Source organism: Bradyrhizobium sp. MI1.11 (genome assembly GCF_055811255.1).
This window is the reverse complement of record NZ_JBVVPM010000034.1, coordinates 1-26,596: the sequence shown is the minus strand read 5'-3', so window position 1 is coordinate 26,596 and position 26,596 is coordinate 1. Positions and strand designations below refer to the sequence as shown.

The following is a 26,596-nucleotide window of genomic DNA, read 5'->3' as shown; positions in this document are numbered from 1 at the left end:
GGCTAGAGCATGATCCGGAAAAGTGTGAAGCGGTTTTCCGAAAAGATCATGCTCAAATAACAACCTAAAGCGCGATGACGATTCATCCCAATCTCATCGCGCTTTAATCGAAGTCGGTACCGTCTCCAAAGCTCAGTGCGTCCCCACCTCATCGCGTGCCAGCGCGCGGCCGACCTGGACGAGGCAGTCGCCGCTCTGGCTGTCGGTGTGCAGCCTTTGCGAGATAACGATGCCGTCGGCTGGAAAGCGCAGTATCTCTTCGGCCAGCTCCGGGCGCTCGAAATCATGATACCAGCCCGCGACGTCGCCGGCCGCAACCCGCGCGCCGACCGTGACGGCAGGCTCGAACCAGCCGCGCCGCGTGGCGAACACCGCTTGCGCATGGCTTTGCAATGCCAACAGCTCGGTGGCGCGCTCGACCGGCGCATGTGGCCCCAGCACCGGGGCCTGGACCAGGCCGAGCGCGAGCAACAGGCGATCGACGGCGCGCGCGGTCAGGGCCATCGTCTGCGGCGTGACGGTGCCGCCGCCGCCGAACTCGCCGGAGAGTCCGATCGCGCCGGCACGTGCGGCGGCCGCCATCGAGGTCGGCGCAGTGGCGCCGTTCTCGGCGACGAAGGCGAAGGGCATCCCCAGCCCTTCCATCAGGCGCAGCGCGCGGCCGAACATCTCGGGCGGTCCCTGGCGCTCGATCAGCGCGCAAGGCACATGCGCCATCGAGGTGCCGCCGGAGTGGATGTCGAAGACGACATCGTGCCGCGGAAATAGCTCGTGCTCGAGGAAGTGCGCGAGGCGGAACGTCGGCGTGCCTCCGGAATCGCCCGGAAAGGCGCGGTTGAGATTGCCCTCGTCGAGCGGCGAGCGGCGCCGTGCTGCCATCACCGCCGGCAGGTTGGCGAAGGGCAGGATGGTGATCTCGCCCTTCACGGCGGCGTCATCGAGCCGGCGATACAGCCGCGTCAGCGTGATCTCGCCCTCATATTCGTCGCCGTGATTGCCGGCCATCAAAAGGAGTTTTGGGCCGGCACCGTTCTTGATCCGGAAGATCGGGATCTTGAGCTGGTAGTAAGGAGAGCGGTCGATCGAGAAGGGAATGCCGAGATGTCCGGACCATTTCTGGTCCTTCTCGAAATCGATGTCGTGGAAAAGTCCGGTATGCATGGCTTGCCTCGGGGCCGCGTCGTCGCCGACGCCGGCCGAAGGTTGAATGAAAGGGCGGCGCCGCTACAGCAGGGCAACCGCGGTCATCTCGACCCGCAGGTCGGGATCGGCGAGGCGGGCTTCGACGCAGGCGCGCGCCGGCGGATTGACCGGATCGATCCAGGAATCGTAGACCGAGTTCATGGTGTCGAAGTCGATGATGTGCGGCAGGAAGACGTTGACCGCGATCAACCTGGAGCAATCGGAGCCGGCTTCCTTCAACAGCGCGTCGATCTTGGCGAGCACCTGCTGGGTCTGGGATACGATTCCGGCCTTGCGGTCGTCCGCGACCTGGCCGGCGATATGCACCATGCCGCCGGCGGCGACGGCCTGGCTCATGCGCGAGCCCACGACGTAACGTTTGATCATCTGAAATACCTCCTCGTGACAGTGGCTCCCGCGGGGTCGCGGGAGCGCGTGCTGGCTCACAGCGTCGGCAGCGACTGCTCTTCCTTGAACCACTTCAACTGCAGCGCGCCGAGCTTGCCGTTGAGCTTGTTGGTGAAGATGTCGGTGTTGATCCAGTTGAGCAGGTTCTGCTCGCCCTGGCGCACGCCGACATGGGCCGGCGACTGGCGGATCAGGAATTTGAGCTCGACTTCCTTGGCGGGGTTCTGCTCCTGCACCTTGAGTGCGATCGCGCTGTTCTCGGCGAAGGTCTCGGCCTGGCCGGCGAGAAACGCGGCGAGTGCGGCGGGCGTGTCCTCGAAGCGCACAAGCTTCACCTTCGGTGCATTGTCGGTGAGCCAGACATCCAGCGTCGAGCCCTTGGCCACTGCAACGCTGCGGCCGTCGAGATTGTCCGGCTTCTTGCCGGTCGCGGCGGGAAACGATTTGGCGCCGTAGACGCCGAGATTCACCACCGCATAAGGCTGCGAGAACATCACCTGCTGGGCGCGCTCGGGCGTTGCGCCGAGGCCCGCGATCAGCATGTCGATCTTGTCCGACAGCAGGCTCGGGATGCGCGCGGCGCCGGTTACCGGGACGAGTTCGAGCTTCACGCCCATGTCGGCAGCAATCAGCCTGGCGAGATCGGCGTCGAGACCTGCGATCTCGCCCTTGTCGTCCTTGAAGCCCCATGGCGCCGCATCGGTGAGGATTCCGATGCGCAGCTTGCCTGAGCCGAGCACGTCCTGGAGCTTGTCGGCGTTCGCGAGGTTCGGCGCTGCGAGAACGGCAAGCGCCGCGGCTGCGATGGTGAAGAGTGACTTCAGTTTTCTCATGGCTCTCTCCTGGTGGCGGATTTGGTGAACGATGGTCATCTCGACGACGCGATGAAGCTTGCGAGCTCGGGCGTGTCAGGACTGGCGAACAGCTTTGCCGGCGGCCCCTGTTCCCAGACTCGGCCCTGGTGCATGAAGACGATGCGGTCCGCGACATTGCGGGCAAAGCCCATCTCGTGGGTGACCAGGATCATCGTCATGCCCTGTTTTGCCATCGCTTCCATCACCTTCAGCACTTCGCCGACGAGTTCGGGGTCGAGCGCGGAGGTCACCTCGTCGAACAGCATGAGCTGAGGCGCCATGGCCAGGCACCGCGCGATCGCGACGCGCTGCTGCTGGCCGCCGGAGAGCTGCTCCGGCCAGGCGTCGATCTTGTCGGCGAGACCGACGCGGGTCAGCACATCCTCGGCCAGCGCCCGCGCGCGGGCCTTGTCGATGCGGCCGGTGAGGAGCGGGGCGAGCGTGATATTGCGCTCGACCTTCAGATGCGGAAACAGGTTGAAGGCCTGGAACACGATGCCGACGCGCTGACGGAATTTCTTGAGGTCGCGCATTTCGGCATGGACCTTCAAGCCCTCGACGCGGATATCGCCGGAATCGACGCTCTCGAGCGCATTGATGCAGCGGAGCAGCGTCGACTTGCCCGAGCCGGAGCGGCCGATGATCGTGACGATCTCGCCTTCCTCGACGTCGAGCGAGACGCCCTTGAGGACCTCGACCCGGCCGAATGTCTTGTGCACGTCGCGGATTTCAACGAGAGCCATCGAGGCGGGCCTCCAGGGAGCGGGACCAGAGCGTGAGCGGCAGGCACAGCGCGAAATAGATCGCGGCGACCAGTGCGTAGGTGAGCAGCGGCTGGAATGTCGCCGCGCTCACCACCTGGCCGGCGCGCGCGAGCTCGACGAAGCCGAGGATCGAGGCGAGCGAGGTGCCCTTGATGAGCTGCACCAGGAAGCCGACGGTCGGCGGCAGCGACAGCCGCAGCGCCTGCGGCGCGATGATGTGGCAAAACTGCTGCCAGGCGGAGAGGCCGAGGCAGGCGCCAGCCTCCCACTGCGCCTGCTTCACGGCCTCCAGGCCGCCGCGCCAGATCTCGCCGAGAAAGGCGGCCGTGTAGAGCGTGTAGGCCACCGTCACCGCGACGGTCGCGGGCACCTGGATGCCCAGGAACACCGGCATGCCGAAATAGAAGAAGAACAGCAGGCCGAGCAGCGGCACGCTTTGGATGATTTGGATGGACGCCGCCATCGTCCAGCGCAGGGCGGCGGACCGGCTGATGCGGCCGACGGCGAGCCCGAGCGCCAGCGGCGTACCGACGGCGAGCGCGAGCACGACGAGCGCGACAGTCCAGCGCAGGGCTTCGACGAGCGAGACGAGATCGATGAGGGAGAAGGAACGCATCGCCCGATCCCTCAGCGCCGTCGCGGCCAGCGGAAGGCCGCCGCGCCAATGACGGCAAACAGCGCCTTGAACGACATCGCCATGGCGAAATAGACCGCGCAGATCACCGCGTAGACTTCGAAGCTGCGATAGGTACGGCTTTCGATGAAGCCTGCGACGTGGAAGAGCTCGTCGGTGGCAACCTGCGAGGCAAGCGAGGTGCCGAGCAGCAGGAGCACGAACTGGCTGGTCACGGCAGGATAGGCATTGCGCAGAGCCGGTGGCAGCAGGATGTGACGGAAGACCTGCCAGGTGGAGAGACCGAGGCACTGGCCGGCCTCGATCTGGTTCTTCGGCACGGAGTCGAGGCCCGCGCGGATGATCTCGACCGAATAGGCGCCGAAATAGAGCGACAGTGCCACACAGGCGGCTTCGAACGCCGGCAGCTTCAGGCCGAAATTCGGCAGCACGAAGAAGACGATGAAGATCTGGATCAGCGACGGCGTGTTGCGGAACAGCTCGATATAGGCGCGCACGAGCCAGCGCAGCGGCGTGACGCGGCCCTTCAGCGCGACCGCGCCGGCGACGCCGATCAGAAGCCCTGCCACCGCTGCGATCACGGTCAGCTCCAGCGTGACGATGGCCCCGTCGATGAGCTGGTTCTGATAGCGCCAGAGCGGCAGGAAATTCATCGTGCCCGCTCTCAGCCGAACTGGGTGGGGAGGGCGCGCGTCACCACGCCATCGGCATCGAGGGCGAAGATGACACGCCAGCGGTCGAGACAGGTGCAGGGATGCGAGATGCCGAAGGCGATGACGTCGCCGACCGCAAGCGTGCTATCGGGCGCGAGCGACAGGAACGCATGCTGGTCGTTGAGACGTGTGACCGACAAGGTCGCGGCGAGCCCTTGCTGGGCGACGCCGTCGCGGAAGACGCGCAGCGGCACCGGCAGTCCCTGGTCGAACGAGGCATCGCGCATGCCGAAGCCCCCGATGGCAAGGCCTGCTTCCGGCCGCGACAGCACCTCGGCCCACAGCGTGAGCGCCGGGCGAAAACCTTCGGCGGCGGAGCGTTGCGCGCCGTCGACGAGTAGACCGCCGCGCCGGTCGAGCTCGGCGAGGGCGCGGGCATAGATGCCGTGATCGGCGAAGAACAGCGCGCCCGAGCGCAGGAGAACGATGGCGTTGCCGTCGCCATGGGCGACGGGTGCGAGCGCGCGTGCCACGATGTCGAAATAGGCGGAGCCGCCCGCGCTGATGATCAGCGGCAGGCGCGGGGCCGCAGCGCGCACCAGCGCGAAGGTCTCGATGGTGCGCTCCATCAGCGCTGCGATCGCGCGCATCGTCTCATTGGAATCGGACGTTGCGACCGCGCCTTCGTAAGTCGCGACGCCGCCCAGCACGAGCCGGTCGGCCGCGAGCACCGCGGCAATTGTTGCTTCGACCGCGGCGCGATCGCGCGCGCCGGCGCGGCCGGCGCCGAGTTCCACCAGCACGGACAACTCGCGCCGGTCCGCGATCAGCGCAGCCTCCGCCAGTGCCGCGACCGCGGCCGGTGAATCCGCGAAGGCGTAAAACTCCGTCTCGGGATACGCGCCGAGGACAGCGCCGAGCCGCCGGCCGGCTGCGAGCCCGCCGATTTCGTTGGCCAGCAACAACCGCCGCTCGCCATGCGCAAGCAGCACCGCGGCCTGCTGGATGTTGGCGACCGTCGTGCCCCAGGCGCCGGCCTCGCGCAGCGAGCGGGCCAGCTCCGGCGACATCGGTGTCTTGGCGTGCGGCGCGACAGTGACGCCGGCGCCCTTGCACCAGCGCAGGAAAAGGTCGCGATTGGCGGCGAAGGCGGTCTCATCGAACGTGAGCGCGGGGAGGGCGAGGTCGCCACGAGAGGGCCGCCAATGCTGATCGGCGATCTCATCGATCGACAGACCGGCGACCAGGGGAATACCCCGCGTGGTCGTTGAAAGACGTTGGCTATCCCACCGGGACAAGAAATGCATCGTCACTCCGCCCGCGGCCCTTGCCCGCTTGGAGAACGATATTTCGGAATGACAACGTTGTCATTAGTATCTTCTAGCCATTTTGGATCGAATTCGGTGCAATGAGGTATCAGGATAAGGAATCGTGCCCGCCAATTGGGCTAGTGCTCGCCACCCATCTGGGCCAACAGCTCCTCGATGTCGACGTCGACCTGGCCCGCGGCCCTGACGTGGCGTACCTCAAAGCTGTCGGGCTGGAAGCGGTACTCCACGAGCCCGACCTCCTTGATCGCGATCCGGTCCTGGCGCTTGTCGTTGATCTTGAAGCCGGCCGAGGGCGCCCAGACGTGGCGGGTGTGGCGCCAGGTGAAGTCGCGCCGCTGGTGCACGTGACCGCTGGCGATGAGGCGCAGGTCGACATGCGCAAACATCTCGATCAGCCGCGCGCGTGCCGGCTGCGGCACGTAGCGGATCGAGGTCTCCGGCGTCTCGGGGTCGTCGGGCAGGTTGAGAAACAGCGGCTTGTGTACGAACAGCGCGACCGGCCTGCCGTTCGTGCGCGAAACTTCCGAGGCGAGCCAGTCGAACTGCTCGGCCTCGAAGGCGAGCCCTGAGTTCATCACCAGCGAATTGACGCCGATGAAGCACCAGCCCGCGGCCTCGAACGACCAATGGTCCTCGCCGATGATCTCGCGGAATTGCTGGCGATGCGCTTCCGCGACCGGCGGCTTCGGCGCAGGGCCGATCGCGGTCGGATTGTCGCCGATGTCGTGATTGCCGGGGATGTAGCGGCAGGCGACGGGCAGGGCATCGTGCAGGGCCTTGGCGAATTCGACATCGTCGCGGCTGGTCGGCCCGTCGAACGAGACATCGCCGGTGTTGACGACGAGATCGGGCCTATCGGTGTCGATATGCTCACTGAGCGCCTGGAAGTTTGCGATCAGGCCGGGGAAGCGCCGGCCAAGATGGGTGTCGGAGATCTGCGTCAGGCGAAATTCGGACATGTATCGATCATAGGCCACGCCCGACGTCGGAACGATGACGGCGGGTCCGCGGTCAGCGATCGAACAAAGTTTAAAGCACGCGATAGCGGATCGTGTAGGCGTCCTGCGGCGCGACCGGGCTTGCCAGCGGCGAGGCGATGCGGTCGGCGAGGTGCCAAGGACCGAACTGAGGACCGAACTGAGGGCCGAACTGCTCGGAGCGATGCGGCTCGACCGGCAGGCGAAGGCGGAATTCGAAGGTGCCCTTGCCGGGCAGGTTCACGACCAGCACGCGGTCCGCGGTGCGGTGGTTGAGCGCCACCGCGCCGCGCAGCACGGAGCGGCCATCACCGAGCTCCTGCACGCCCTCGACCAGCGCCAGCGTCTGGTTGCGGTCGGTATGCAGCTCGATCTGGGTGTCGGTCGCCGCCGCCAAGGTCTCCCTGGGCATGCTGATCTCGAACTCGACCGCGGGTTTCGATGGATTGAGGCCGAGATAGGCCAGCGCGGCATGGCGCATGTCGTAGGCGGCAAACGCGAACAGCGCGAGGGCGGCGAGCGCAGCGACGCCGTGCCTGAGGACATCTCGCCAGGTCCGATAGCTCATTCGGAAGTAGACCGTCATCGCCAGCGCCACCGCAAGCGCCGTCGCGATGCCGGCCAGCGCCGACATCAGGATGCCGAACTGCCCGTCGGCGGACTCGGTCAAAGCGCCGGTCAGGCTGGCGATCAGGCTGAAGAGGGTGTTCATGGCGGTCTCTCGCCTTGCGCGCCCCGAGGGGCAAAATCGCTTTAACTGTCGACCGTTGGTCGCCTCATCGGGAACGCCGGTTCAACTCGTTGATTGTCAGGACCAGCGGTGACCGCTAAGGGACGCTAGCTATGCCTTCCGCCGGATGGGAAAATCCCGGGAAATTCCGATGTCCATTCAAATGGTTTTGCTGCCGGTCTTCGTGCAGGTCGGTCTCACCTTCGCGCTCCTGATCGCCATGGCGATGGGACGCCGGCGCGCGCTCGTCTCCGGCGAGACCAAGAGCCGCGACATTGCGCTCGGCGAGCCCAACTGGCCCAAGGGCGCCACACAAATCGCCAATTGCTACCGCAACCAGTTCGAGCTGCCGGTGCTGTTCTACGCCCTGATCGCGCTGGCGCTCCCGTTGCGCCATGCCGATCTGTTCATCGTGCTGATGTCCTGGGTGTTCGTGGTGACGCGCTTCGTCCATGCCGGAATCTTCGTCTCCTCCAACAATCTCGGCCGCCGCTCCACGATCTGGCTCGCCGGCGTGCTTGTCCTGCTCGCGATGTGGATCTACTTCGCGTTGAAAATGCTGTTGCTGATCTAGGCGCTACTCGCCGATCCTGATCTGAAAGATTCAAATGACTCCCGCTGCCCGGCTGTCCGCAGCCATCGAACTGATCGACACCATCGAGAAAGACCGCGTGCCTGCGGCCAAGGCGCTGAAGGAGTGGGGCACCGCGCACCGCTTCGCCGGCTCCGGCGACCGCGCCGCCATTGCCGGCCTCGTCTGGGACGTGCTGCGCCGCTACGCCTCGAGCGCCTACCTGATGGATTCGGACACCGCGCGGTCGCGGCTGATCGGCATGCTTCGCCTCGAGCGCAACATGGATACGGCCACGATGGCTGCGCTGTTCGACGGCAACCGCTTTGCCCCGGCGCCGTTGACTGAGGCCGAGCAGGCCGCGCTCGCCTCGCGGTCGCTGGAAGGTGCCCCGGCCGCGATCGCCGGCGACTATCCGGAATGGCTGGATCCGTATTTGGCAAAAGCCTTCGGCGACGAGCGCGTCGCGGAGGCGGCCGCGATGGCGAGCCGGGCGCCGCTCGACCTGCGCGTCAACACGCTAAAATCCAATCGCGACAAGGTGCTGGGGGCGCTTGCTCATCTTCATGCGAAACCGACGCAGTGGTCCGCAACCGGCCTGCGCATCGAGCTTTCGGCCGATGCGCGCAACCCCGGCATCCAGGCCGAAGAGGATTTCATCAAGGGCGCCATCGAAGTGCAGGATGAGGGGTCGCAGCTTGCGGCTGCCTTGACCGCGGCAAAACCCGGCGAGCAGGTGATCGATCTCTGTGCGGGGGCCGGCGGCAAGACGTTGGCGCTCGCCGCGATGATGCAGGGCAAGGGCCGCCTGATCGCGACCGACAGCGACAAGCGGCAGCTTGCGCCGATCCACGACCGCCTGTCGCGCGCCGGCGTCCACAATGCCGATGTGCGCACGCCCAAGGGCGACGCCGATCCGCTGGCCGAGATCAGCGCCACCGCCGACCTCGTCGTGATCGACGCGCCCTGCACGGGAACTGGAACCTGGCGCCGCAACCCCGATGCCAAATGGCGCATGCGCCCGGGCGCCCTGGAGATTCGCCTGCGGGACCAGACCGAGGTGCTCGATCGCGCGGTTCCGCTGGTCAAGGCCGGCGGCCGCATCGCCTACATCACCTGCTCGGTGCTTTCGGAGGAGAACGGCGAGCAGGTGAGGGCGTTCACTGGCCGCCATCCTGAGTTCGCGGTGGTGCCGCCAGAGCAGACCGCGAGCGTGCTCTGGGACAAGGCGGAGGAGTTTGCGCAAGCCGCGCTGCAATCGCCGGAAGGCTGGCTGATGACGCCGCGGCGGACCGGGACGGACGGGTTCTTCGTCTCGGTCTTCAAGAAGGCATAGCCCTCCCCGTCACCGCGGGTTGCGGCGGCCCCCAAAACAAAAACCCCGCAAACCGGAACCCGGTCGCGGGGTTTTCTAACTTGACGTTCTGCCGGTACGTCCGTGGTCAGAAAGGTGCGCTGGCGTTAGCCGACGCGGAGATTGTCAGCCGAGGACTTGCCGCTGCGACGATCGGCGACGATGTCGAACGAGACCTTCTGGCCCTCATTGAGGGTCGACAGGCCGGCGCGCTCGACGGCGCTGATGTGCACGAACACGTCCTTGTCGCCGTCATCCGGCTGAATGAAACCAAAACCCTTTTGATTGTTGAACCACTTCACGGTGCCCATAGCCATGGGAATTTCCTTTGCTTAAGAAGTTAACACGCGGACCGGTACGCACTATTGCGCCCATAATCCTGATCAGTCGATGTTGGAGAAATCATCTGAAGCGTGCGCGCCCGTCAGCAACGAAGCGAAGCGGCCCAGTCGTTCGGCCAAGTATCGATGATCACAATATAGCGAGATTTTGGGGCCACTTCAAGGCACCACCCGTCGCTCGGAATGTCGCCGCATTTTGCTATTTTGCGGTGCAAATTAACCCTTCCCGGGCGCTCAATCGACGATAAACAGCGTCGCCCCCGTCGCGGTCGAGGACCGGTGCGCTGCGTCGCCGAAATCCGAGACCTGATAGCTCATCCCCGCCGTGAGCTTGAACTTGCGGCCGTCGCGCAGCTCGCTGTCGAGCTCGCCCTGCAGCACGTAGAGCACGTGGCCGCGGTGGCACCAATGGTCGGCGAGATAGCCCGGCGTATATTCGACCATCCGCACCCGGAGATCGCCGATGTTGAGCGTGCGCCACTGGGCTTGCCCGGTCTCGCCGGGATGGATGGTCGGCTCGACCTTGCTCCAGTCGGTGACGGTGAAGGGGGAGGTGGGGAGCTTCATGGGGAGGGTCCTGTCTCGGTGCCGGCGCCGGTGTTGTTAGCGTATGCGCTCGCCACAGTCTCCGTCATTGCGGCGCCCGCACTATCGCGCTTGGGGCATGCTCACGCCTGACACGCGCTGTCATCGCCCGCGAAGGCGGGCGATCCAGTATTCCAGAGGCCGCACTAATTGAATCGAGAGGCCGTAGCGTACTGGATTCCCCGCCTTCGCGGGGAATGACAGCGGTGGGTGAGCGTCAGCCCACCAAATGATTCGCCGATCCCTGCACGATCTTTCCGCCCGCATTCACCCGCAGATATTCGCAGATCCGCTTTCCCCGCTCGTTCTCGTAGAACACCACCACGCTATCTGGGCTGACGAACAATTCGATGAGCGAGAAATGCAGCTCCGGCAACAGGGCGAGCGCCTTGCTCCAATAGGCCCGCAACGAATCCTTGCCGCGGACGGTGCCGCTTTCATCGAATCCCATCGCGGGGATGCGGTCCGAGGTCATCACGACGTCCTCGGCATAGAGCGTGAGCACGCGCTCGAGATCGCGTGCGTTCCAGGCCTCGACCCAGGTGCGGCCGAGCGCGGCGAGATTCGACGGCTGATGATGGTGTGGCATGACGTTCTCCCTGATCGGCCCTTGGTGAGTGGCGGGCCATATTAGGTCAATAATACTTACCTATATCGATTTGTCCATGCCCAAAGAAGAATGTGGGCGCGCGGCCCGCGCGGTTGCGGGAAAAGCCCCCGTCGCGTATCTGCTTGCCATGACAGCAGCACAGACCGACCGCTCCGCGTCGACGCCCTCGGTGGCCTCGGCGCACGACAAGATTCTCATCGTCGACTTCGGCAGCCAGGTGACGCAGCTGATCGCGCGTCGCGTGCGCGAGGACGGCGTCTATTGCGAGATCGTCCCGTTCAACAAGGCCGAACAGGCCTTCAACGAGATGAAGCCGAAGGCGGTGATTCTCTCCGGCGGCCCTGAATCGGTGCATGAGGCCGGCTCGCCCCGCGCGCCGCAAGCGATCTTCGATTCCGGCGTGCCCGTGATGGGCATCTGCTACGGCCAGATGGCCATGGCGGAGCAGCTCGGGGGCACCGTCGAGGGCGGCCATCACCGCGAATTCGGCCGCGCCGATGTCGAGGTGAAGGCGCCGAGCAAGCTGTTCGAGGACGTCTGGTCACCAGGCGGCAAGAACCAGGTCTGGATGAGCCACGGCGACCGCATCACCAAGATGCCGCCGGGCTTCTCGGTGGCCGGCACCTCGCCGAACGCGCCGTTCGCGATCATCCAGGACGAGACGCGCAAATATTACGGCCTGATGTTCCACCCCGAAGTGGTGCACACGCCCGACGGCGCCAAGCTGATCCGCAATTTTGTCCGCAAGATCGCCGGCCTTTCCGGCGACTGGACGATGCGCGCCTTCCGCGAGGAGGAGATCGCCAAGATCCGCGCCCAGGTCGGCAAGGGCAGGGTGCTCTGCGGCCTCTCCGGGGGCGTCGATTCCGCGGTCGCGGCCGTGCTGATCCACGAAGCGATCGGCGAGCAGCTCACTTGCGTGTTTGTCGACCACGGCATGCTGCGCCTCGACGAAGCCAAGACCGTGGTCGATCTGTTCCGCCACCACTACAACATCCCGCTCGTGCACGTGGATGCCTCGAAGCAGTTTTTGGGCGAGCTCGAAGGCGTCACCGACCCGGAAGTGAAGCGCAAGACCATCGGCCGCCTCTTCATCGAGGTATTCGAGGCGGAGGCCAAGAAGATCGGCGGCGCCGACTTCCTCGCGCAAGGCACGCTCTATCCTGATGTGATCGAGAGCGTCTCCTTCACCGGCGGCCCCTCGGTGACGATCAAGTCGCACCACAATGTCGGCGGTCTCCCCGAACGCATGAACATGAAGCTCGTCGAGCCCCTGCGCGAGCTGTTCAAGGACGAGGTGCGCAAGCTCGGTCGCGAGCTCGGCCTGCCCGAAATCTTCGTCGGCCGCCACCCGTTCCCAGGCCCCGGCCTCGCCATCCGCTGCCCCGGCGACATCACGCGCGAAAAACTCGATATCCTGCGCAAGGCCGACGCCGTCTACATCGACCAGATCCGGAAGCACGGCCTCTACGACGACATCTGGCAGGCTTTTGCGGTGCTGCTCCCGGTCAAGACAGTCGGCGTCATGGGCGACGGCCGCACCTACGACTTCGTCGTGGGCCTGCGCGCCGTCACCTCAACCGACGGCATGACCGCGGATTTCTACCAGTTCGATATGAAGTTCTTGGGCGAGACCGCCACGCGCATCATCAACGAGGTGAAGGGCGTGAATAGGGTGGTGTACGACGTGACGAGCAAGCCGCCGGGGACGATTGAGTGGGAGTAGTGCTATCGGGTGGTGTTGCGCGTCTTGGCGTAGCCTTTAGGAAGTCTCATTTGCTTCGACATGCCGGCAGGGACCTATGGGCCTCGACTTAACCTCGATGAAAGTCGGCAGTCCATAGCGTTTTCGCTGATGGCGAGCAGCGAGTTGCAGCGTGCAGAAAGGCTCGGTCTGCTTGGGATCCTTGCATGGGAGAAGCGGGAGCTGTTGGCGCGAAGTGGTCGTTGGATCTGCGATTTAGATTTCGCGGGCTTTCATTGGTAGACCTAGCTCCAAACTTACCCATGATGGACTGGAGCGAGACCTCAGGCCTTTCAGTCGGTTAGATCGTGGCGTGTGCATGACGTGTGCACCGGGAGGTCAAGAGAAATCCACACGGCAAGTTGGAATGACTGCGAAGCCGACCTTATTAGGTCATCCCGCAAGGAAGCCGCCATCTACGGCAAGAACAGTGCCGGTGGCGTATTGGGAGGCCGGCATGCAGAGGAAGGCGACCGCACCTGCAATGTCTTCCGGCTTTCCCCACCGCTTGAACGCAATGCGATCAGCAATGCGCTGATAGTGTGCACCATCGGTGCGGCCCGCGGCGTTGATGGCCGTTTCGATATAGCCGGGCGCCACCGCATTGACGCGGATGCCTTCTTCGGCCCACTTCAATGCCAGCGCCTTGGTCAGCATCACGACGCCACCTTTGCTGGCGCAATAGGCGGGGATCCGCGGCAGCGCCAGCGTGGCGTTCATCGAGGCGATGTTGACAATCGAGCCCTTCGTCTCCGCGAGCAGGGGATGGAACGCCATGCAGGTCCGGAACGTGCCGGCGAGATTGACGTCGAGCACCTTCATGAAGGTTTCGATCTCGAATTCCTTGTCGCGCGCGAGAATTCCGGCGCAGTTGACCAGCGCGTCCACGCGCTTGTGCTGCCGGGCACAGGACGTGACGGCGTTGTCGTCGGTGACATCGAGCGCGGCGAGCGAGAGCCCGGCACGTGGCTTAAGGAGAGTGCGGGCGAGATCGGCGTCATTGGCGCCTGTCGCCGTCACCGTTGCACCGAGATCGCAAAATTGATTGCTGATCGCGGCGCCAATGTCGCCAGCGCCGCCGATCACGACGGCATGAAAGCCCGGTTTGAGGGAAAAAGGCGAACTCATCGGAAGGTCTCACTTCAGGGATTTTGGAGGCGGGGCGGTCGATTCACGAACCACCAGCGAGAAGTCTATCTCGCGATGCATTATGGTCTGCTCGCCGGCGAGGCGCCGCACCAGATATTCTCCCGCGCGCTGCCAAGTCTCACCGGTTGGAACGTGGATCGTGGTCAGGCTGGGCCGCAAATGGCGGCTCCAGTCGAGATCGTCGAAGCCGACCACCGACAGATCGCGGGGCACGGAGAACCCGTCGCGCTCCGCCTCGAGCAACACGCCATAGGCGATGACGTCGTTCCCGCACACAACGGCCGTCGGACGGTCCTTGAGATTAAGAAGATAGCGGGCCGCCTCCCGTGCATCGTCCAACGTATAGGGCACCTCGACGTGCCATTGTGGCGGAAACTCGATGCCGTTCTCGTTTAGCGCGCGGCGAAAGCCGGCGACGCGGGCGCTGGCGCGATCGTTATTTCGCTGGAGTGCCGAGACGATCCCGACGCGACGATGACCGAGCTCGATGATATGTGCGGCGGCGCGATAAGCGGCCGCCTCATTGTCCGTGCCGACGCAAGGGTAGGGCCGATCGGGCTGGTAGATGCCGACATTGATGAAGGGCACCGCATTGTCTGCCAGCAGCTTGCGCAATCCATCGTGATGGCAATCGCCCCGCAGTACGAGGCCGTCGACGCCGCGGCTGATCAGGTTACGGGCTTGCTGCAATTCGACGTCAAGATCATAGCCGCTCGTGGTGAGAAACAGCATATATCCGACCGAGGAGAGGTACTGCTGAAGCGAGGCAATGCCGCGCGCGAACATCGTGTTGTCGATCGTCGGTACGATCGCGCCCAGGGTGCGCGAACGCCGCGACGACAGGATGCGTGCCGGCGCATGCGGGATGTAGCCGAGCACGTCGATGGCCTGTTCGATACGCGCGCGCAGGGATGGGCTCACCGCATCGGGATTGTTGAGAGCGCGCGAGACCGACGCCGTCGAAACGCCGGCGCGGGCCGCCACGGCGCGGATGCCCTGTTTCACGAACTTGGCGTTGCTCAGTCTCATGAATGTAACGTTACATCATGCGCGGCGCACAGTGAAGTAAGGAAGACGTGGCTAGCTTGCAGCAGATTGTGACGCCCGTCCATCGCTTGACACCGTGGATGCGAGGTCTAGATTGTAACCGTTTTCAAAGGCTGCTAAACGACTTCAAAATGGTCCGTCAGCTTAAGGCGGCCAGCCGGGAGGAGAGTTCATGAAGGCCAGGATACTCGCGACGCATGTCGCGTTGCCCGTTCTCGCGATTGCCGCCGCCAGCGCGCAGGCTCATGCGGCCGATTTCGACTGGATGAAGTTCAAGGGCAAGACCGTCACCTTTCTCGCCAACAACAATCCGGTCGCGCAGGCGCTCCTGACCTACAAGGCCGATTTCGAGAAGTTGACCGGGATGACCCTGAAGGTCGACGGCTACCAAGAACAGCAGATGCGTCAGCGTCTGGTGACCGTCATGAACGCGAACAGCGACGAAGTGGACGTGTTCATGACGCTGCCCTCGCGCGAGGGGGAGCAGTTCGCCGCCGCCGGCTGGTACGGCGATCTCACCGCGATGGCCAAGAACGAGGTGGCTAAGGACTACGACCCCAACGGGCTGAGCCAGGCCTTGCTCAAGGCTGCGACCTTCAATGGCAAGCTGACCAGCATGCCCATGAACATCGAAGGGCCGATTTTCTACTACCGCACCGACATCTTCAAGAAATGCGGCCTCGAGGCGCCGAAGACCATCAAGGACGTCGAGGCCGCCGCCGAGAAAATCAAAGCGTGCGACAGCGCGGTCACGCCGTTCGTCTCGCGCGGCCTCAAGCCCGCCGTCGCCTACACCTTCTCCAATATGTTGCACAATATCGGCGGCAGCTACATCGCAGGCGGAAAATCGAACCTCTGCTCGGCCAAGGGCAAGGAGGCGCTAGATACCTATAGCCGGCTGCTGCGCGATTTCGGTCCGCCCGGCGTTGTCAACTACAGCTTCCAGCAGATTTCCGCGCTCTATCGCAGCGGCCGCGCCGCGATGGCGTTCGAGTCCTCCAATGAATTGCGTACGGTGATGGAAGGCGGCGCCCGCCTCAAGGACACCGGCCTGCTGCCGTTCCCGGCGGGCGAAGCCGGCCAGGTGCCGACCACGATTGGCTGGGGCATGGCGGTGTCCTCGCACAGCAAGCAGCCGGATATGGCCTGGTACTTCGTGCAATGGGCGACCAGCCCGGAGGTGCAGAAGAAGATGGCGCTCCAGGGCATTGCCCCGCCGCGCCCGTCGGTCGCCAAGGATCCCGAGTATCGGAAGTGGATCGACGAGGAGCCGGTCCGCAAGGAGTGGCAGGCCGCGCTCGACATTCTTGCGACGAAGGGCTCCTCCGAGGTCGGCTATCCCATCGTCGCCAATCCGGAATCGCGCGAGTTCATCGGCCAGGCGGTGCAAGACCTGATCCTGAAGCAGAAGCCGCTCGATCAGGCTTGCGCCGATGCCGACAAGGCGCTCGATGCGTTGATTGCGCAGAAGTAGCGGCTCAGTGCCGGCTGGCCTCGTGCGAGCCGGCATCCCCCATGATCTGAGGAAGCGGACGCATGTCGGACACGGCTGCGACATTGACGCGGGACCGGCAGAAGCTGGAAATGGCGGCGCTTGCGGCGCCGGCCGTGATCTTCACAGTCGCGATGATCGCGTTTCCGGTCGTCTATACGATCTGGCTGGGTTTCCAGACGTTCTCCTCGACCGGCAAGCAATCCTTTGCGGGTCTCGCCAATTATTCCAAGCTGGTCTCCGACTACGAGTTCTGGCACGGGCTGTGGATTACCATTGCGCTGTTCGTGCTGTCGCTGGTGCTTCAACTCGTCTTTGGCGTCTGGCTGGCCCTTGTGCTGTTTCATGCCAAGCGGTTGCCGGGGATCGTGCGCTCTCTCTTCATCTCCCCCTTCATGATGCCGCCGGTGGTGGCCGGCATGATGTGGCTCGTGATCCTCGATCCGTCACTGGGCGCGGCCAACTATATCCTCCAGTCGTTCGGCCTGCCGCCGTCGGACTGGCTGGCCTCGCCGACCTGGGTCATTCCGACGGTGGCGCTGATCGACAGCTGGCAGTGGACACCTTACGTCGCCTTGATCGTGCTGGGCGGCCTGCAGTCCTTACCGCCGAGCGTCTATGAGGCCGCGCAGATCGATGGCGCATCCCCGTTCAAAACCTTCCAGCGCATCACGCTGCCGCTGCTGCTGCCGACCATCGTCACCGCGGCGATCCTGCGCAGCGTCGATCTGCTGCGCTTCTTCGACATCATCTACATCACCACCCAGGGCGGCCCGGGCAACGCTTCGAATACCCTCAACATCTACGGGTTCCGGGTCGGCTTCGAATTCTTCAACATCGGCTACGCCAGCGCGCTGATGCTGACGCTGACGGCGATCGTGTTCGGCGCCGTGCTCGCCTTCAACCGCCTGCGCGGCGCGGTGGCGTGGTGATGTCATGAACGATGCAGCCAACACCGACCGCTGGATCCGCTGGCTCAACACGGTGCAGCTCGTCCTCGCTGGAATCATCATCATGGTGCCGACGGTGTGGATGGTGCTGTCCTCGTTCAAGCCGTCCTTCGAGGTCACCGCCTATCCCCCGACGCTGATCTTCTCGCCGAGGCTGGAGAACTATGTCGAGCTAACCAGGACCACGCCATTCCTGGGTTATGCGCTCAACAGCCTGATCGTCACCGTCGGCTCGACCGCGCTCGGATTGCTGTTCGGGATTCCCGCCGCGTTCGCCGTCTCCTGGACGCGCATCTCCTGGCCGGCGATCCTGACGCTTGCGGCTCGCATGGCACCCGGTACGCTGTTCCTGCTGCCTTGGTACGTCATGTTCCGGCAAATCGGCATGATCGGCTCCTACACTGCGTTGATCCTCAGCCACGCGGTGATCACGCTGCCGATCGTGATCTGGGTTCTGCTGCCGTCCTTCGACGGTATTCCGCGCAGTGTCTTCGAGGCCGCGCAAGTCGACGGATGCAGCGTCACGCGCATCCTCTGGCGCATCGCGCTGCCGCTGGTGGCGTCCGGCGTCGCCGTGTCGGCGATCCTCGCCTTTGTCTTCTCGTGGAACTACTTCCTGTTTGCGCTGGTGCTCTCCAACGGCGACACCAAGACGCTGATCGCGGCAGCCTTCAACTTCATCGGCGAAGGCTCGACGCAATGGGGCGCCCTCATGGCCGCGGCGACGCTGATCGCGTTGCCGCCGCTGGTGCTGGCCGCCCTGGTTCAACGCTGGCTGGTGTCCGGACTGACGCTCGGCGCGGTGAAAGGCTAGGTATCTGATGAATGCATCATCCCGTCCGAACTCGATCATGCAGGCCGCCGTCTTCCACGGTGAGGACCGCATCACCATCGAGCGCGTGGCGATGCCCGAAATCGGCCCCGGCGAGGTGCTCGTGCGCGTCTCACGCACAGCGCTGTGCGGCTCCGACTTCAAGCTCTGGCACAAGGGCGCCGAGTTCACCGCCGGTCACGAGATCTTTGGCGTCGTCGAGCAGCCCGGTCACCGCCTGCACGGCCGCCGTTGCGCCGTCTATATTCCTCTGCACTGCGGCCACTGCGGGGCCTGCAAGCGCGGCGACACGCAGATGTGCCTGGAAGTCTCCAGCCTGATCGGCTGGAACAGGCCGGGCGGCTATGCCGAATACGTGCCGGTGCCGGAAAACTGCCTTCTGCCGGTGCCCGACGACATCGAGGACAGCCTCGCGCCGCTGCTGCTCGACACCATCGGCACGTCAGGCCATGCCGTGCGCTTCGTCAGCCGCGTGGTGCCGCCAAGCGACGCCGGACCGGTTCTTGTGATGGGGGCGGGGCCCGTCGGCCTCGGTGTCGTGCTGGCACTCCGCGCGCTCGGCTATGACCACATCCATGTCTCCGATCCCAACCCGGCGCGGCTGAGGATCGCGCAGTCGTTCGGCGCGAAGGCGCACCCCGTCGGCGATGCCTCGATGCGTTTCGCCCTCATCATGGAATGCTCCGGCACGCATGCGGCGCGCAATCTCGGCATCGAGCTGGTTCTGCCGCGCGGCGCGCTGGTGCTGGTCGGCGAGAACGCCGCGCCCTGGACCATCGAGGAAGGCAAGGTCTTCCGCCGCAAGGACTTCTACATGATCCGGACCTTCTACTTCCCGGTCTCGGATTTCGAGCCGAATGTCGAGCTGCTGCGCAAGTACAAGGACGAATACCGCGTCCTCGTCGACGGCGAGTTCGGCCTGGCGGTTCTGCCCGAGAATTTCGCCCGCTTCGCCAGGGGCGAGCTGATCAAGCCTGTGCTGGCGCTGGACTGAGCGATCATGGCCTCGATCTCGATCCGCAAGCTCGTCAAGCGCTACGGCAATTTCACCGTCATCCCCGATCTCGATCTGGAGATCGCGGACCACGAATTCGTCGTGTTCGTCGGCCCGTCCGGCTGCGGCAAGTCGACCTTGCTGCGCATCATTGCGGGCCTTGAGCCGATTTCGTCGGGCGATCTCTACATAGGCGACAAGCGCGTCAACGGTGTGCAGGCCGCGCAACGCGACATCGCGATGGTGTTCCAGGACTACGCGCTCTATCCGCATATGAAGGTCTACGACAACATGTCGTTTGCGCTGGAGCTGCGTGGCGTCCCGAAGGCGGAAATCGACGCGCGCGTGAGGCGCGCCGCTGCGCTTCTGCACATCGAGCCTTATCTCGACCGCAAGCCGAAGGAGCTCTCCGGCGGCCAGCGCCAGCGCGTCGCGATGGGCCGGGCCATCGTGCGCAATCCCAAGGCATTCCTGTTCGACGAGCCGCTGTCCAACCTCGACGCAAAACTGCGCGCGCAGGTGAGGGCCGAGATCAAGGCACTGTCGCAGGAACTGAAGACCACGATGGTCTTCGTCACGCACGACCAGATTGAGGCCATGACCATGGCCGATCGGATCGTCGTGCTCCAGAGCGGCACGATCCAGCAATACGACACGCCCGAGACCGTCTACGAGCGGCCGGCCAACCAGTTCGTCGCCGGCTTCATCGGCTCACCCGCGATGAACTTCTTCCCGATCGAGTGGCGGCAAGAGCGTGCGATCCTCTCACAAGGCGGAACGGCGTTAGCTCTCGACGGCGAAGCCGCAGGCCGCTTGCGTCAGGCCGGCAATGCCGTGCTCGGCATTCGCCCGGAGCATTTTGCCGTGGCGGCTGATGCTGACGGCGCCATCGCCATCAATGTCAGGCTGGTCGAGCCGCTCGGTTCGGATACGCTGATCCATTTTGATCTGGCTGGCGTCTCGGCGATCGCCAGGGTCGATCCGTCGCTGCGGCCGAAGGTCGGCGATCGCATCAGCCTGCGGCCGCAGCCGGGCAAGACGCATTTGTTCGATGCTACCAACGGGCAGGTCTTGCGGTGAGCTCGGCAACCAACATCGGTGATTTGTCGGCGCTGGCGGACGTGGCGTCCAAAGCCAGGCCCGCGCACGTGATCTGTCTGGGGCTGTCCGCGCTCGACCAGGTCTGGCGCGTCGATCGCCTGTTCGCGGGCCACAGCGAGAAGATCAAGGCGACCGGCTATGGCACGCTTGGCGGCGGCATGGCCGCCAATGGGAGCGTCGCGGTGGCAAAGCTCGGTGCGTCCGTCGCGTTCTGGGGGCGGGCAGGGAATGACGCCGCGGGCCAGGAGATGAGATCGGCGTTCATGGCCGAAGGCATCGATGTCGAGAATTTCCGCCTGTTTCCCGACGGCCGCTCGTCCGTTTCCGGGATCATCGTCGATAGCTCGGGTGAGCGACAGATCGTGAACTTCCGCGGACTGTTTCCCGAAGCCGCGGACTGGCTTCCGCTCGAAGCGGTTGCTCGTGCATCCTCAGTGCTGGCCGATCCGCGCTGGGTCGAGGGCGCTGCGACGCTGTTCCGCGAAGCTCGCGCGCGCGGCATTCCGACGGTGCTCGACGGCGACGTGGCCGACGCCGAGGTGTTCGAGCGGCTGCTGCCGCTGACGGACCATGCGATCTTCTCCGAGCCCGCGCTCACATCCTTCGCCGGCTCGGCCATGGACGAAGCTCTCGCAGCGCTCTCACGCTTCGGCTGCCGCGTCATCGCCGTCACCCGCGGCGAGGGGGGCGTGAGCTGGTACGAGAACGGCGGGCTGCACCGGCAGCCGGCCTATGCCGTCGATGTCGTCGACACCACGGGCGCAGGCGACGTCTTCCACGGCGCCTATGCGCTTGCGATCGGCGTCGGTCTCGATGTTGACGCCACCATGGCGTTTTCGGCGGCGACAGCCGCCATGAAATGCCGCCACGCCGGCGGTCGCAACGGAATCCCTGATATCAACGAGTGTCTTGCATTCATGAGGACGACGCCATGAGAACGATTGGAAAGAACCGCGGCCTGGCACGGCTTGCCGACGCGGATGGCCATTTTCGCATGGTCGCACTGGACCAGCGGCCGCCACTGTTCGACGCCATCGCCAAAGCAAAGAGCATCACGCGGGAGCAGGTCGAATATTCCGACGTCACGGCGGCGAAGCGTCTGCTTGTCGAGAACCTCGCGCCGCATTGCAGCTCGATGCTGTTCGACCCGAATTTTGCGGTGCCCGCGGCGATCGATCTGTTGCCGCCGCGCTGCGGCCTGATCATGACGCTGGAGGAGCACCGCGTCGAGGAAACCGCGGGCGGCCGCAAGTCGCGCGCAATCACCAATTGGAGCGTGGAGAAGATCCGCGCGATGGGCGGCGACGCCGTCAAGGTGCTGGCCTGGTACCGGCCGGATGCCGATGCCGCGGTCAACGAGCACCAGAAGCGGTTCGTCCGCGAAATCGGCGAGGACTGCGCCCGCCACGACATTCCCTATGTCCTCGAGCTGCTGGTCTATCCGTTCCTCGGCAGCGCCAATCACACCGCCGACTACGTGGAATCGCCGGGCAAGCTGCCAGGTCTCGTCATCGATAGTGTGCGCGAGTTTGCCAAGCCGGAGTACAACGTCGATCTCCTCAAGCTGGAGAGCCCGCTTGCGGCGGGCAGCCTGCCGGCCCGCGACGGCAGCGCGGAGGCGAACGCGGCGCAGAAGGAGTTCGATGCGATCGGCGACATCTGCCGCGAACGGAGCATCCCCTGGGTGCTGCTGTCGGGCGGCGCCGCCCCCGAAAAATTCGAGCGCGTTCTCGATTACTCCTACGCGGCGGGCGCGAGCGGCTTCCTCGCCGGTCGCACCATCTGGCTCGACGCCGTTCTGAAGAATTTCCCGGACCGTGCGGCGGTGTCGGCCAGCCTGCGCAAGGATGGTCTCGGCGTGCTGGAACGGCTCAACAAGCTGACCACGGCCAAGGGCTCGCCGTGGAAGGCACGCTTTCCGGTATTCACCGATATCAAGCAGGAAGGTGACTTCGCGCGCGCCTACTGAGAGAGTGGCTCTGCGTCTTCATCCCGACCGCAGGATCCGTAGACATGACTGACGGCTTCACCATCCGCTCGATCGAGGCGTTCTGCTATCGCTATCCGCTGGCGATACCGGTGGTGACCTCGTTTGGCAAGATGCTCAACCGTCCCGCAGTCTTCGTTCGCGTGGTCGACGAAGACGGCGTCGAGGGCTGGGGTGAAGCCTGGTCGAACTTTCCGGCTCCAGGCGCGGAGCATCGCGCCCGGCTCGTCAACGAGGTGCTGGCGCCGGCTCTTGTCGGGCGCAAATTCGATGATCCCGTCCAAGCGTTCGAGGTGTTGACCAAGGGCACCGAAGTGCTGGCGCTTCAATGCGGTGAACCGGGTCCGTTCGCGCAGGCGATTGCGGGCATCGATCTCGCTTTGTGGGACATCTGCGCGCGCCGCCAGAGGGTGCCGCTGTGGCAACTCCTCGGCGGCCAATCGAACAAGATCAAGGTCTATGCGAGCGGCATCAATCCCGGCGCGGCCGCGCGGACGGCGGAAGCTGCGCTCATGCGCGGCCATCGTGCGCTGAAGCTGAAGGTCGGCTTCGGCACCGAGACCGATCTCGCCAATGTGGCCGCGCTCCGCGGGATCGTCGGCGCCGGCATGCTTGCCAGCGATGCCAATCAGGGCTGGTCAGTTGCGCAGGCGATGGAGATGTTGCCGCGGCTCGCCGAATTCGATCTGCGCTGGCTGGAGGAGCCGATCCGTGCCGATCGCCCGCGCGAGGAATGGCGCAGGCTGCACGCCCTGGCGAAGATGCCGATAGCCGCCGGCGAAAACATTTCAAGCGTCGAAGGCTTCGAGAAAGCCCTGGCCGAGGACGTGCTTGGCGTGGTTCAACCCGACATCGCGAAATGGGGCGGGCTCAGCGCCTGTGCCGGACTGGCTCGCGGGATTCTGAGTGCGGGCAAGACATTCTGTCCGCACTATCTCGGCGGAGGCCTTGGCTTGCTTGCGTCCGCACATCTTCTCGCCGGTGTCGGTGGTGACGGCTGGCTGGAGGTCGACGTCAATGACAACCCGTTGCGCGATCTGCTTTGTGGTCCCATCATCAATGTGAGGGAAGGGACGGTTGAATTGAACCAGGCCCCAGGGCTCGGAATAGTGCCTGATCTTTCATATGTTGGGTGCTATCGCAGTATGTAGGGTTGCTGGAGACCTGTCGCCTTCTGAAGATATTGGCAATTGGACAAAAGCTCGCAGTCACATCGGCTCGATCCCGATCTTCTTTATGATCCTCGCCCATTTCGTAGTCTCGGAGGTCATGAAGTGTGTCAGGCCTTTGGGGTCTGTCACCAGCGGCTCGGCGCCCTGCTCGACGAAGAGGGCGCGCACCTTCGGATCGTTCACGGCTTCAACCATGGCTTGGTAGAGCTTGTCGATGACAGCCTTGTCCGTATTCGCCGGCGCGAGCATGGCCAGCCAGGCGGCACTCTCGTAATCCTTCAGGCCAGCGTCGGCCGCGGTCGGCACCTCAGGCAGCGCCGTCATCCGCTTGTCGCTGGCAACCGCTAGCGGACGCGCATCGCCGCTCCTGATCAGGCCGATGACGTTCGGCAGGAGCTGGAAGCCGAGCGGAACTTGCCCTGCGATGAAGTCCGGCGTGTAGGCGGCGATGTTGCGGTAGGGAACGTGCGTGAGCTCGGTGCCCGTCAGCTGCTCGAAATAGGCCGCCGCCAGATGCTGCGAGGAGCCGACGCCGACCGTCCCGTAATTCAGCTCGCGAGGGTGCGCCTTGGCATAGTCGATCAGCTCGGCCAGCGATTTCGGCGGTAGCTTCGAATTGATCACGATGACATTCGGCAAGGTGGCGAACAGCCCGATGGGGGCGAGGTCCTTCAGCGGATCGTAGGGGAGGTCCTTGTAGAGCGACTTGTTTGCAGCCAGCGGACCGGAGGTGCTCATCAGCAACGTGTAGCCGTCAGGGGCCGCATGTGCTGCGGCGGCGGTGCCGATATTGCCGCCGGCGCCAGGGCGATTGTCGACGACGAAGGCCTGGCCGAGCGACGTTGACATGCGGTTGAGCAAGATGCGCGTGATGACGTCGCTGGCGCTGCCGCCGGCAAAGGGTACGAGCACCTGGACCGGCCGGGCGGGATAATCTTGCGCGTTCGCTGCGCGCATTCCCGCTGCGATGAGGGCGCCACCTGCGAGCGAGAGCAGCGACCTCCGGTCCGGACGGAATCTCTCGCTCTGCTGCTGAGTGCTGCTCGCGATCTTGCTGCGATCGAACCGTGTCATCGCGGACTGAATCTCCCGACTGTGTTTTGTTCTGCCAGACCTGGGGACCGTCCGGGACAGGAGTCATCGGGATGAGCGCCAGGTCGCGATTTCTGCGCCTGGACCCTAGTTATCTCGTGAATGCGATCGTCATGCCTGCTGGTCTCAGAACTTACCAAACCGTCTCATTTTGAGGTGGGCGCGACATCTTGTCTGAGCAGAAACCCGCATTCAGGAGATTGTTTTGCGCCGCGGCTTCCTGCGCGCCGTGCGGGAGGACGGCTCCACATACTCTTTCGCAACGGCGGCGGATTGCGCAAGGTCGTGGCTGATGACGTCGAGCACGGCCTTGGCTGCGACCGACACCGCCCGCCGCGGGTGATGCACCCAGGCGATCGAGCGCACGATCCGCTGCTCGTCGAAGCGATGCGCCCGGATAGCGCCGCTCGCGAGCGATTGCCGGAGTGCGATGGTCGGCAACACGGTGGCGAAATCGGTGGTGGCGATCACGTCGCAGAGGGCGGGCAGGGTGTCGAGCTCGAGCCGGGGCCGCAGGTCGATGCCGATTGCGGCGGCATGCTCGTCCAGGATCAGCCGGAGGCCGTGGCGCTTGGAGGGCAGCACGAGATCGAAATTCGCGATGTGATCGAACCGCAGCTTTGCCGGCGGCCCGATCGGGCTGTCCTTGCGGCAGGCGAACACCATCTCCTCGTCCATGATGTGGTGCGCGGCCAGCGGCGCCTTCCGGCGCGGCACGTTGATCAGCGCGAAATCGAGCTGGCCGGTGTTGACCCAATCGACAAGGGTCTCGGTATAGCCCTCGCAGGCGGACAGCGTGATCTCGGGATAGCGGCTGGCCACGGTCGCCGACGAACTCGCCATGGTGCTCTGCGCCACTGACGTGATAAGGCCGACTGAGACGCGGCCCGAGATGCGGCCGCCAAGTTGCGCCATCTCCTGCCGCGCATGTTCGGCATCGCGCACGATCGGCGCCGTCAGCCGCAGTAGCGCTTCGCCGGCGCTGGTGAGCGTCATGCCCTGAACACTGCGGTCGAACAGCTTTTGGCCGAATTCGGCCTCGAGCTTGGCGATCTGCATGCTCAGTGCCGGCTGCACGATGTTGAGCTGGCGCGCGGCGCGCGTGACGTTCTTCTCCTCCGCCAGGCACAGGAAATATTGCATCTGCCTGAGTTCCACGGGGGAGAGTCCTTCGTTCGCCGATCTTGCTCGTTTGGGCCATCATCTCAGATGATGAATGATATAATCAATGATTATTTGTTCTGATGGATCGCATTGCCTAATCTTGCCACTCAAGGGGCGCGTGTCCCAGGGAGCGAAACCAGACATATGCAGGATGCAACGCCCAAGCGGATGATCATCGGCATTTCCGGCGCCTCCGGCGTTACCTATGGCGTGCGCCTGCTGCAGCTGCTGCGCAATGCCGGCGTCGAGACCCATCTGGTGATGTCGAAGACGGCCGAGCTGACCTTTGCCTATGAGACCGATCTGAAGATCGCGGAGATGAGGGCGCTCGCCAATGTCAACCACGCCATCGACGACATGGCCTCGGCGATTTCGAGCGGCTCGTTCCGGACCGCAGGGATGATCGTGGCGCCGTGCTCGATGCGCTCGATGTCCGAGATCGCCTCGGGCGTGACCACGACCTTGCTCACCCGCGCCGCCGACGTCGTGCTGAAGGAGCGCCGTCGCCTGGTGCTGATGGTGCGCGAGACCCCGCTGCACACCGGCCATCTCAGGACGATGACGGCACTTTCGGAGATGGGCGCGATCATCGCGCCGCCCGTGCCCGCCTTCTACGCCAAGCCCGAGAATCTTGATGACATGGTCGAGCACACCGTGGGCCGCGTGCTCGACCTGTTCGACATCGATATCGGAATCGTGCGCCGCTGGGGCGAGGACGAGGCGCTCAAGCGCCGCTCGCCGTCGCTGCACAAGATCGCGCCCTGAGGACCTGAGGAAAGACCCGTATGCGAATGGAAAATGTTGCGAGCAAGGGTGTGAGCTCGCCCGCCGATCTGCGCACCTGGCTCGCCTACCTCGCCGAACGCGGCAGGCTCGCC

Annotated in this window: 28 protein-coding genes; 12 read left to right on the top strand and 16 right to left on the bottom strand. The window is 64.5% G+C overall.

From position 1 onward, the window contains the following. Positions 1–132: 132 nt before the first annotated feature. The 9 genes from AC0L30_RS28435 to AC0L30_RS28395 form a co-directional block, all read right to left on the bottom strand. Positions 133–1,161, bottom strand: a complete 1,029-nt coding sequence (locus AC0L30_RS28435) for a succinylglutamate desuccinylase/aspartoacylase family protein (protein ID WP_007592216.1) — start codon at positions 1,159–1,161, stop codon at positions 133–135. Between the two features lie 63 nt (positions 1,162–1,224). Beyond that, positions 1,225–1,569: a RidA family protein gene (locus AC0L30_RS28430; RefSeq protein WP_354127920.1), complete on the bottom strand. Its 345-nt coding sequence runs from the start codon at positions 1,567–1,569 to the stop codon at positions 1,225–1,227. Between the two features lie 56 nt (positions 1,570–1,625). After that, positions 1,626–2,423, bottom strand: coding sequence for a transporter substrate-binding domain-containing protein (locus tag AC0L30_RS28425; RefSeq protein ID WP_007592214.1), 798 nt, complete (start codon positions 2,421–2,423; stop codon positions 1,626–1,628). A gap of 35 nt (positions 2,424–2,458) precedes the next feature. Next, positions 2,459–3,187 (bottom strand): amino acid ABC transporter ATP-binding protein, encoded by a 729-nt coding sequence (locus tag AC0L30_RS28420; RefSeq protein WP_354127921.1) that lies wholly within the window; start codon positions 3,185–3,187, stop codon positions 2,459–2,461. After that, entirely contained in the window at positions 3,174–3,824 is a 651-nt protein-coding gene (locus AC0L30_RS28415; RefSeq protein ID WP_007592210.1) for an amino acid ABC transporter permease, read from the bottom strand. The genes AC0L30_RS28420 and AC0L30_RS28415 overlap by 14 nt, the downstream gene beginning before the upstream one ends. 11 nt (positions 3,825–3,835) lie before the next feature. Next, positions 3,836–4,495 carry an amino acid ABC transporter permease gene (locus AC0L30_RS28410; protein WP_007592208.1) on the bottom strand — a complete coding sequence of 220 codons (660 nt, stop codon included), beginning with the start codon at positions 4,493–4,495 and terminating at the stop codon, positions 3,836–3,838. An 11-nt stretch (positions 4,496–4,506) separates the two neighbouring features. Continuing rightward, positions 4,507–5,802, bottom strand: coding sequence for an alanine racemase (locus tag AC0L30_RS28405; protein ID WP_007592206.1), 1,296 nt, complete (start codon positions 5,800–5,802; stop codon positions 4,507–4,509). Positions 5,803–5,942: 140 nt separating this feature from the next. Beyond that, positions 5,943–6,785 carry a metallophosphoesterase family protein gene (locus AC0L30_RS28400; protein WP_007592203.1) on the bottom strand — a complete coding sequence of 281 codons (843 nt, stop codon included), beginning with the start codon at positions 6,783–6,785 and terminating at the stop codon, positions 5,943–5,945. 70 nt (positions 6,786–6,855) lie between these two features. Further along, a complete protein-coding gene (locus AC0L30_RS28395) occupies positions 6,856–7,515 on the bottom strand; it encodes an acriflavin resistance protein (RefSeq protein ID WP_473405731.1) in 660 nt (219 codons plus the stop codon). A 169-nt stretch (positions 7,516–7,684) separates the two neighbouring features. Here AC0L30_RS28395 and AC0L30_RS28390 point away from each other — a divergent pair, with 169 nt between their 5' ends. Continuing rightward, on the top strand, positions 7,685–8,107 hold the full coding sequence (locus AC0L30_RS28390; protein WP_007592199.1) for an MAPEG family protein: 423 nt from the start codon (positions 7,685–7,687) through the stop codon (positions 8,105–8,107). A gap of 34 nt (positions 8,108–8,141) precedes the next feature. Beyond that, a complete protein-coding gene (locus AC0L30_RS28385; RefSeq protein ID WP_007592197.1) occupies positions 8,142–9,440 on the top strand; it encodes an RsmB/NOP family class I SAM-dependent RNA methyltransferase in 1,299 nt (432 codons plus the stop codon). A gap of 125 nt (positions 9,441–9,565) precedes the next feature. On the opposite strand, the gene AC0L30_RS28380 is transcribed toward AC0L30_RS28385, so the two are convergent. The 3 genes from AC0L30_RS28380 to AC0L30_RS28370 form a co-directional block, all read right to left on the bottom strand. Further along, positions 9,566–9,775 carry a cold-shock protein gene (locus AC0L30_RS28380; protein ID WP_007592195.1) on the bottom strand — a complete coding sequence of 70 codons (210 nt, stop codon included), beginning with the start codon at positions 9,773–9,775 and terminating at the stop codon, positions 9,566–9,568. Positions 9,776–10,033: 258 nt separating this feature from the next. Then, positions 10,034–10,366, bottom strand: coding sequence for a DHCW motif cupin fold protein (locus AC0L30_RS28375; protein ID WP_473405730.1), 333 nt, complete (start codon positions 10,364–10,366; stop codon positions 10,034–10,036). Between the two features lie 235 nt (positions 10,367–10,601). Further along, positions 10,602–10,973 (bottom strand): nuclear transport factor 2 family protein, encoded by a 372-nt coding sequence (locus AC0L30_RS28370; protein ID WP_473405729.1) that lies wholly within the window; start codon positions 10,971–10,973, stop codon positions 10,602–10,604. Between the two features lie 148 nt (positions 10,974–11,121). Between AC0L30_RS28370 and guaA the strand changes: the two genes are divergently transcribed. Continuing rightward, positions 11,122–12,720, top strand: a complete 1,599-nt coding sequence (gene guaA / locus AC0L30_RS28365) for a glutamine-hydrolyzing GMP synthase (RefSeq protein WP_198288294.1) — start codon at positions 11,122–11,124, stop codon at positions 12,718–12,720. Between the two features lie 411 nt (positions 12,721–13,131). On the opposite strand, the gene AC0L30_RS28360 is transcribed toward guaA, so the two are convergent. After that, on the bottom strand, positions 13,132–13,866 hold the full coding sequence (locus tag AC0L30_RS28360) for an SDR family NAD(P)-dependent oxidoreductase (RefSeq protein WP_314946327.1): 735 nt from the start codon (positions 13,864–13,866) through the stop codon (positions 13,132–13,134). A 9-nt stretch (positions 13,867–13,875) separates the two neighbouring features. Then, a complete protein-coding gene (locus AC0L30_RS28355; RefSeq protein WP_314946329.1) occupies positions 13,876–14,916 on the bottom strand; it encodes a LacI family DNA-binding transcriptional regulator in 1,041 nt (346 codons plus the stop codon). Positions 14,917–15,106: 190 nt separating this feature from the next. Here AC0L30_RS28355 and AC0L30_RS28350 point away from each other — a divergent pair, with 190 nt between their 5' ends. From AC0L30_RS28350 to AC0L30_RS28315, 8 genes are all read left to right on the top strand, one after another. Then, positions 15,107–16,408, top strand: coding sequence for an ABC transporter substrate-binding protein (locus AC0L30_RS28350; protein ID WP_473405728.1), 1,302 nt, complete (start codon positions 15,107–15,109; stop codon positions 16,406–16,408). 62 nt (positions 16,409–16,470) lie between these two features. After that, the gene (locus AC0L30_RS28345) at positions 16,471–17,358 is read left to right on the top strand and encodes a carbohydrate ABC transporter permease (RefSeq protein WP_473405727.1); all 888 of its coding nucleotides are present in this window, start codon (positions 16,471–16,473) and stop codon (positions 17,356–17,358) included. 4 nt (positions 17,359–17,362) lie between these two features. Beyond that, on the top strand, positions 17,363–18,190 hold the full coding sequence (locus AC0L30_RS28340; protein WP_473405726.1) for a carbohydrate ABC transporter permease: 828 nt from the start codon (positions 17,363–17,365) through the stop codon (positions 18,188–18,190). A 7-nt stretch (positions 18,191–18,197) separates the two neighbouring features. Next, the gene (locus AC0L30_RS28335) at positions 18,198–19,202 is read left to right on the top strand and encodes a zinc-dependent alcohol dehydrogenase family protein (RefSeq protein ID WP_473405725.1); all 1,005 of its coding nucleotides are present in this window, start codon (positions 18,198–18,200) and stop codon (positions 19,200–19,202) included. A 6-nt stretch (positions 19,203–19,208) separates the two neighbouring features. Next, positions 19,209–20,282 (top strand): ABC transporter ATP-binding protein, encoded by a 1,074-nt coding sequence (locus AC0L30_RS28330; RefSeq protein WP_473405724.1) that lies wholly within the window; start codon positions 19,209–19,211, stop codon positions 20,280–20,282. After that, positions 20,279–21,238, top strand: coding sequence for a sugar kinase (locus AC0L30_RS28325; protein ID WP_473405723.1), 960 nt, complete (start codon positions 20,279–20,281; stop codon positions 21,236–21,238). Before AC0L30_RS28330 ends, AC0L30_RS28325 begins: the two co-directional genes overlap by 4 nt. Then, the gene (locus tag AC0L30_RS28320; protein WP_473405722.1) at positions 21,235–22,272 is read left to right on the top strand and encodes a tagatose 1,6-diphosphate aldolase; all 1,038 of its coding nucleotides are present in this window, start codon (positions 21,235–21,237) and stop codon (positions 22,270–22,272) included. The genes AC0L30_RS28325 and AC0L30_RS28320 overlap by 4 nt, the downstream gene beginning before the upstream one ends. Positions 22,273–22,316: 44 nt before the next feature. Beyond that, positions 22,317–23,441 carry a mandelate racemase/muconate lactonizing enzyme family protein gene (locus tag AC0L30_RS28315; RefSeq protein WP_473405721.1) on the top strand — a complete coding sequence of 375 codons (1,125 nt, stop codon included), beginning with the start codon at positions 22,317–22,319 and terminating at the stop codon, positions 23,439–23,441. Positions 23,442–23,498: 57 nt separating this feature from the next. On the opposite strand, the gene AC0L30_RS28310 is transcribed toward AC0L30_RS28315, so the two are convergent. Both AC0L30_RS28310 and AC0L30_RS28305 read right to left on the bottom strand, forming a co-directional pair. After that, entirely contained in the window at positions 23,499–24,536 is a 1,038-nt protein-coding gene (locus AC0L30_RS28310; RefSeq protein ID WP_473405720.1) for a Bug family tripartite tricarboxylate transporter substrate binding protein, read from the bottom strand. Positions 24,537–24,746: 210 nt separating this feature from the next. After that, positions 24,747–25,697 (bottom strand): LysR family transcriptional regulator, encoded by a 951-nt coding sequence (locus AC0L30_RS28305; RefSeq protein WP_473405740.1) that lies wholly within the window; start codon positions 25,695–25,697, stop codon positions 24,747–24,749. Between the two features lie 165 nt (positions 25,698–25,862). Between AC0L30_RS28305 and AC0L30_RS28300 the strand changes: the two genes are divergently transcribed. Continuing rightward, entirely contained in the window at positions 25,863–26,483 is a 621-nt protein-coding gene (locus AC0L30_RS28300) for a UbiX family flavin prenyltransferase (protein ID WP_473405719.1), read from the top strand. Positions 26,484–26,596: the final 113 nt, after the last annotated feature.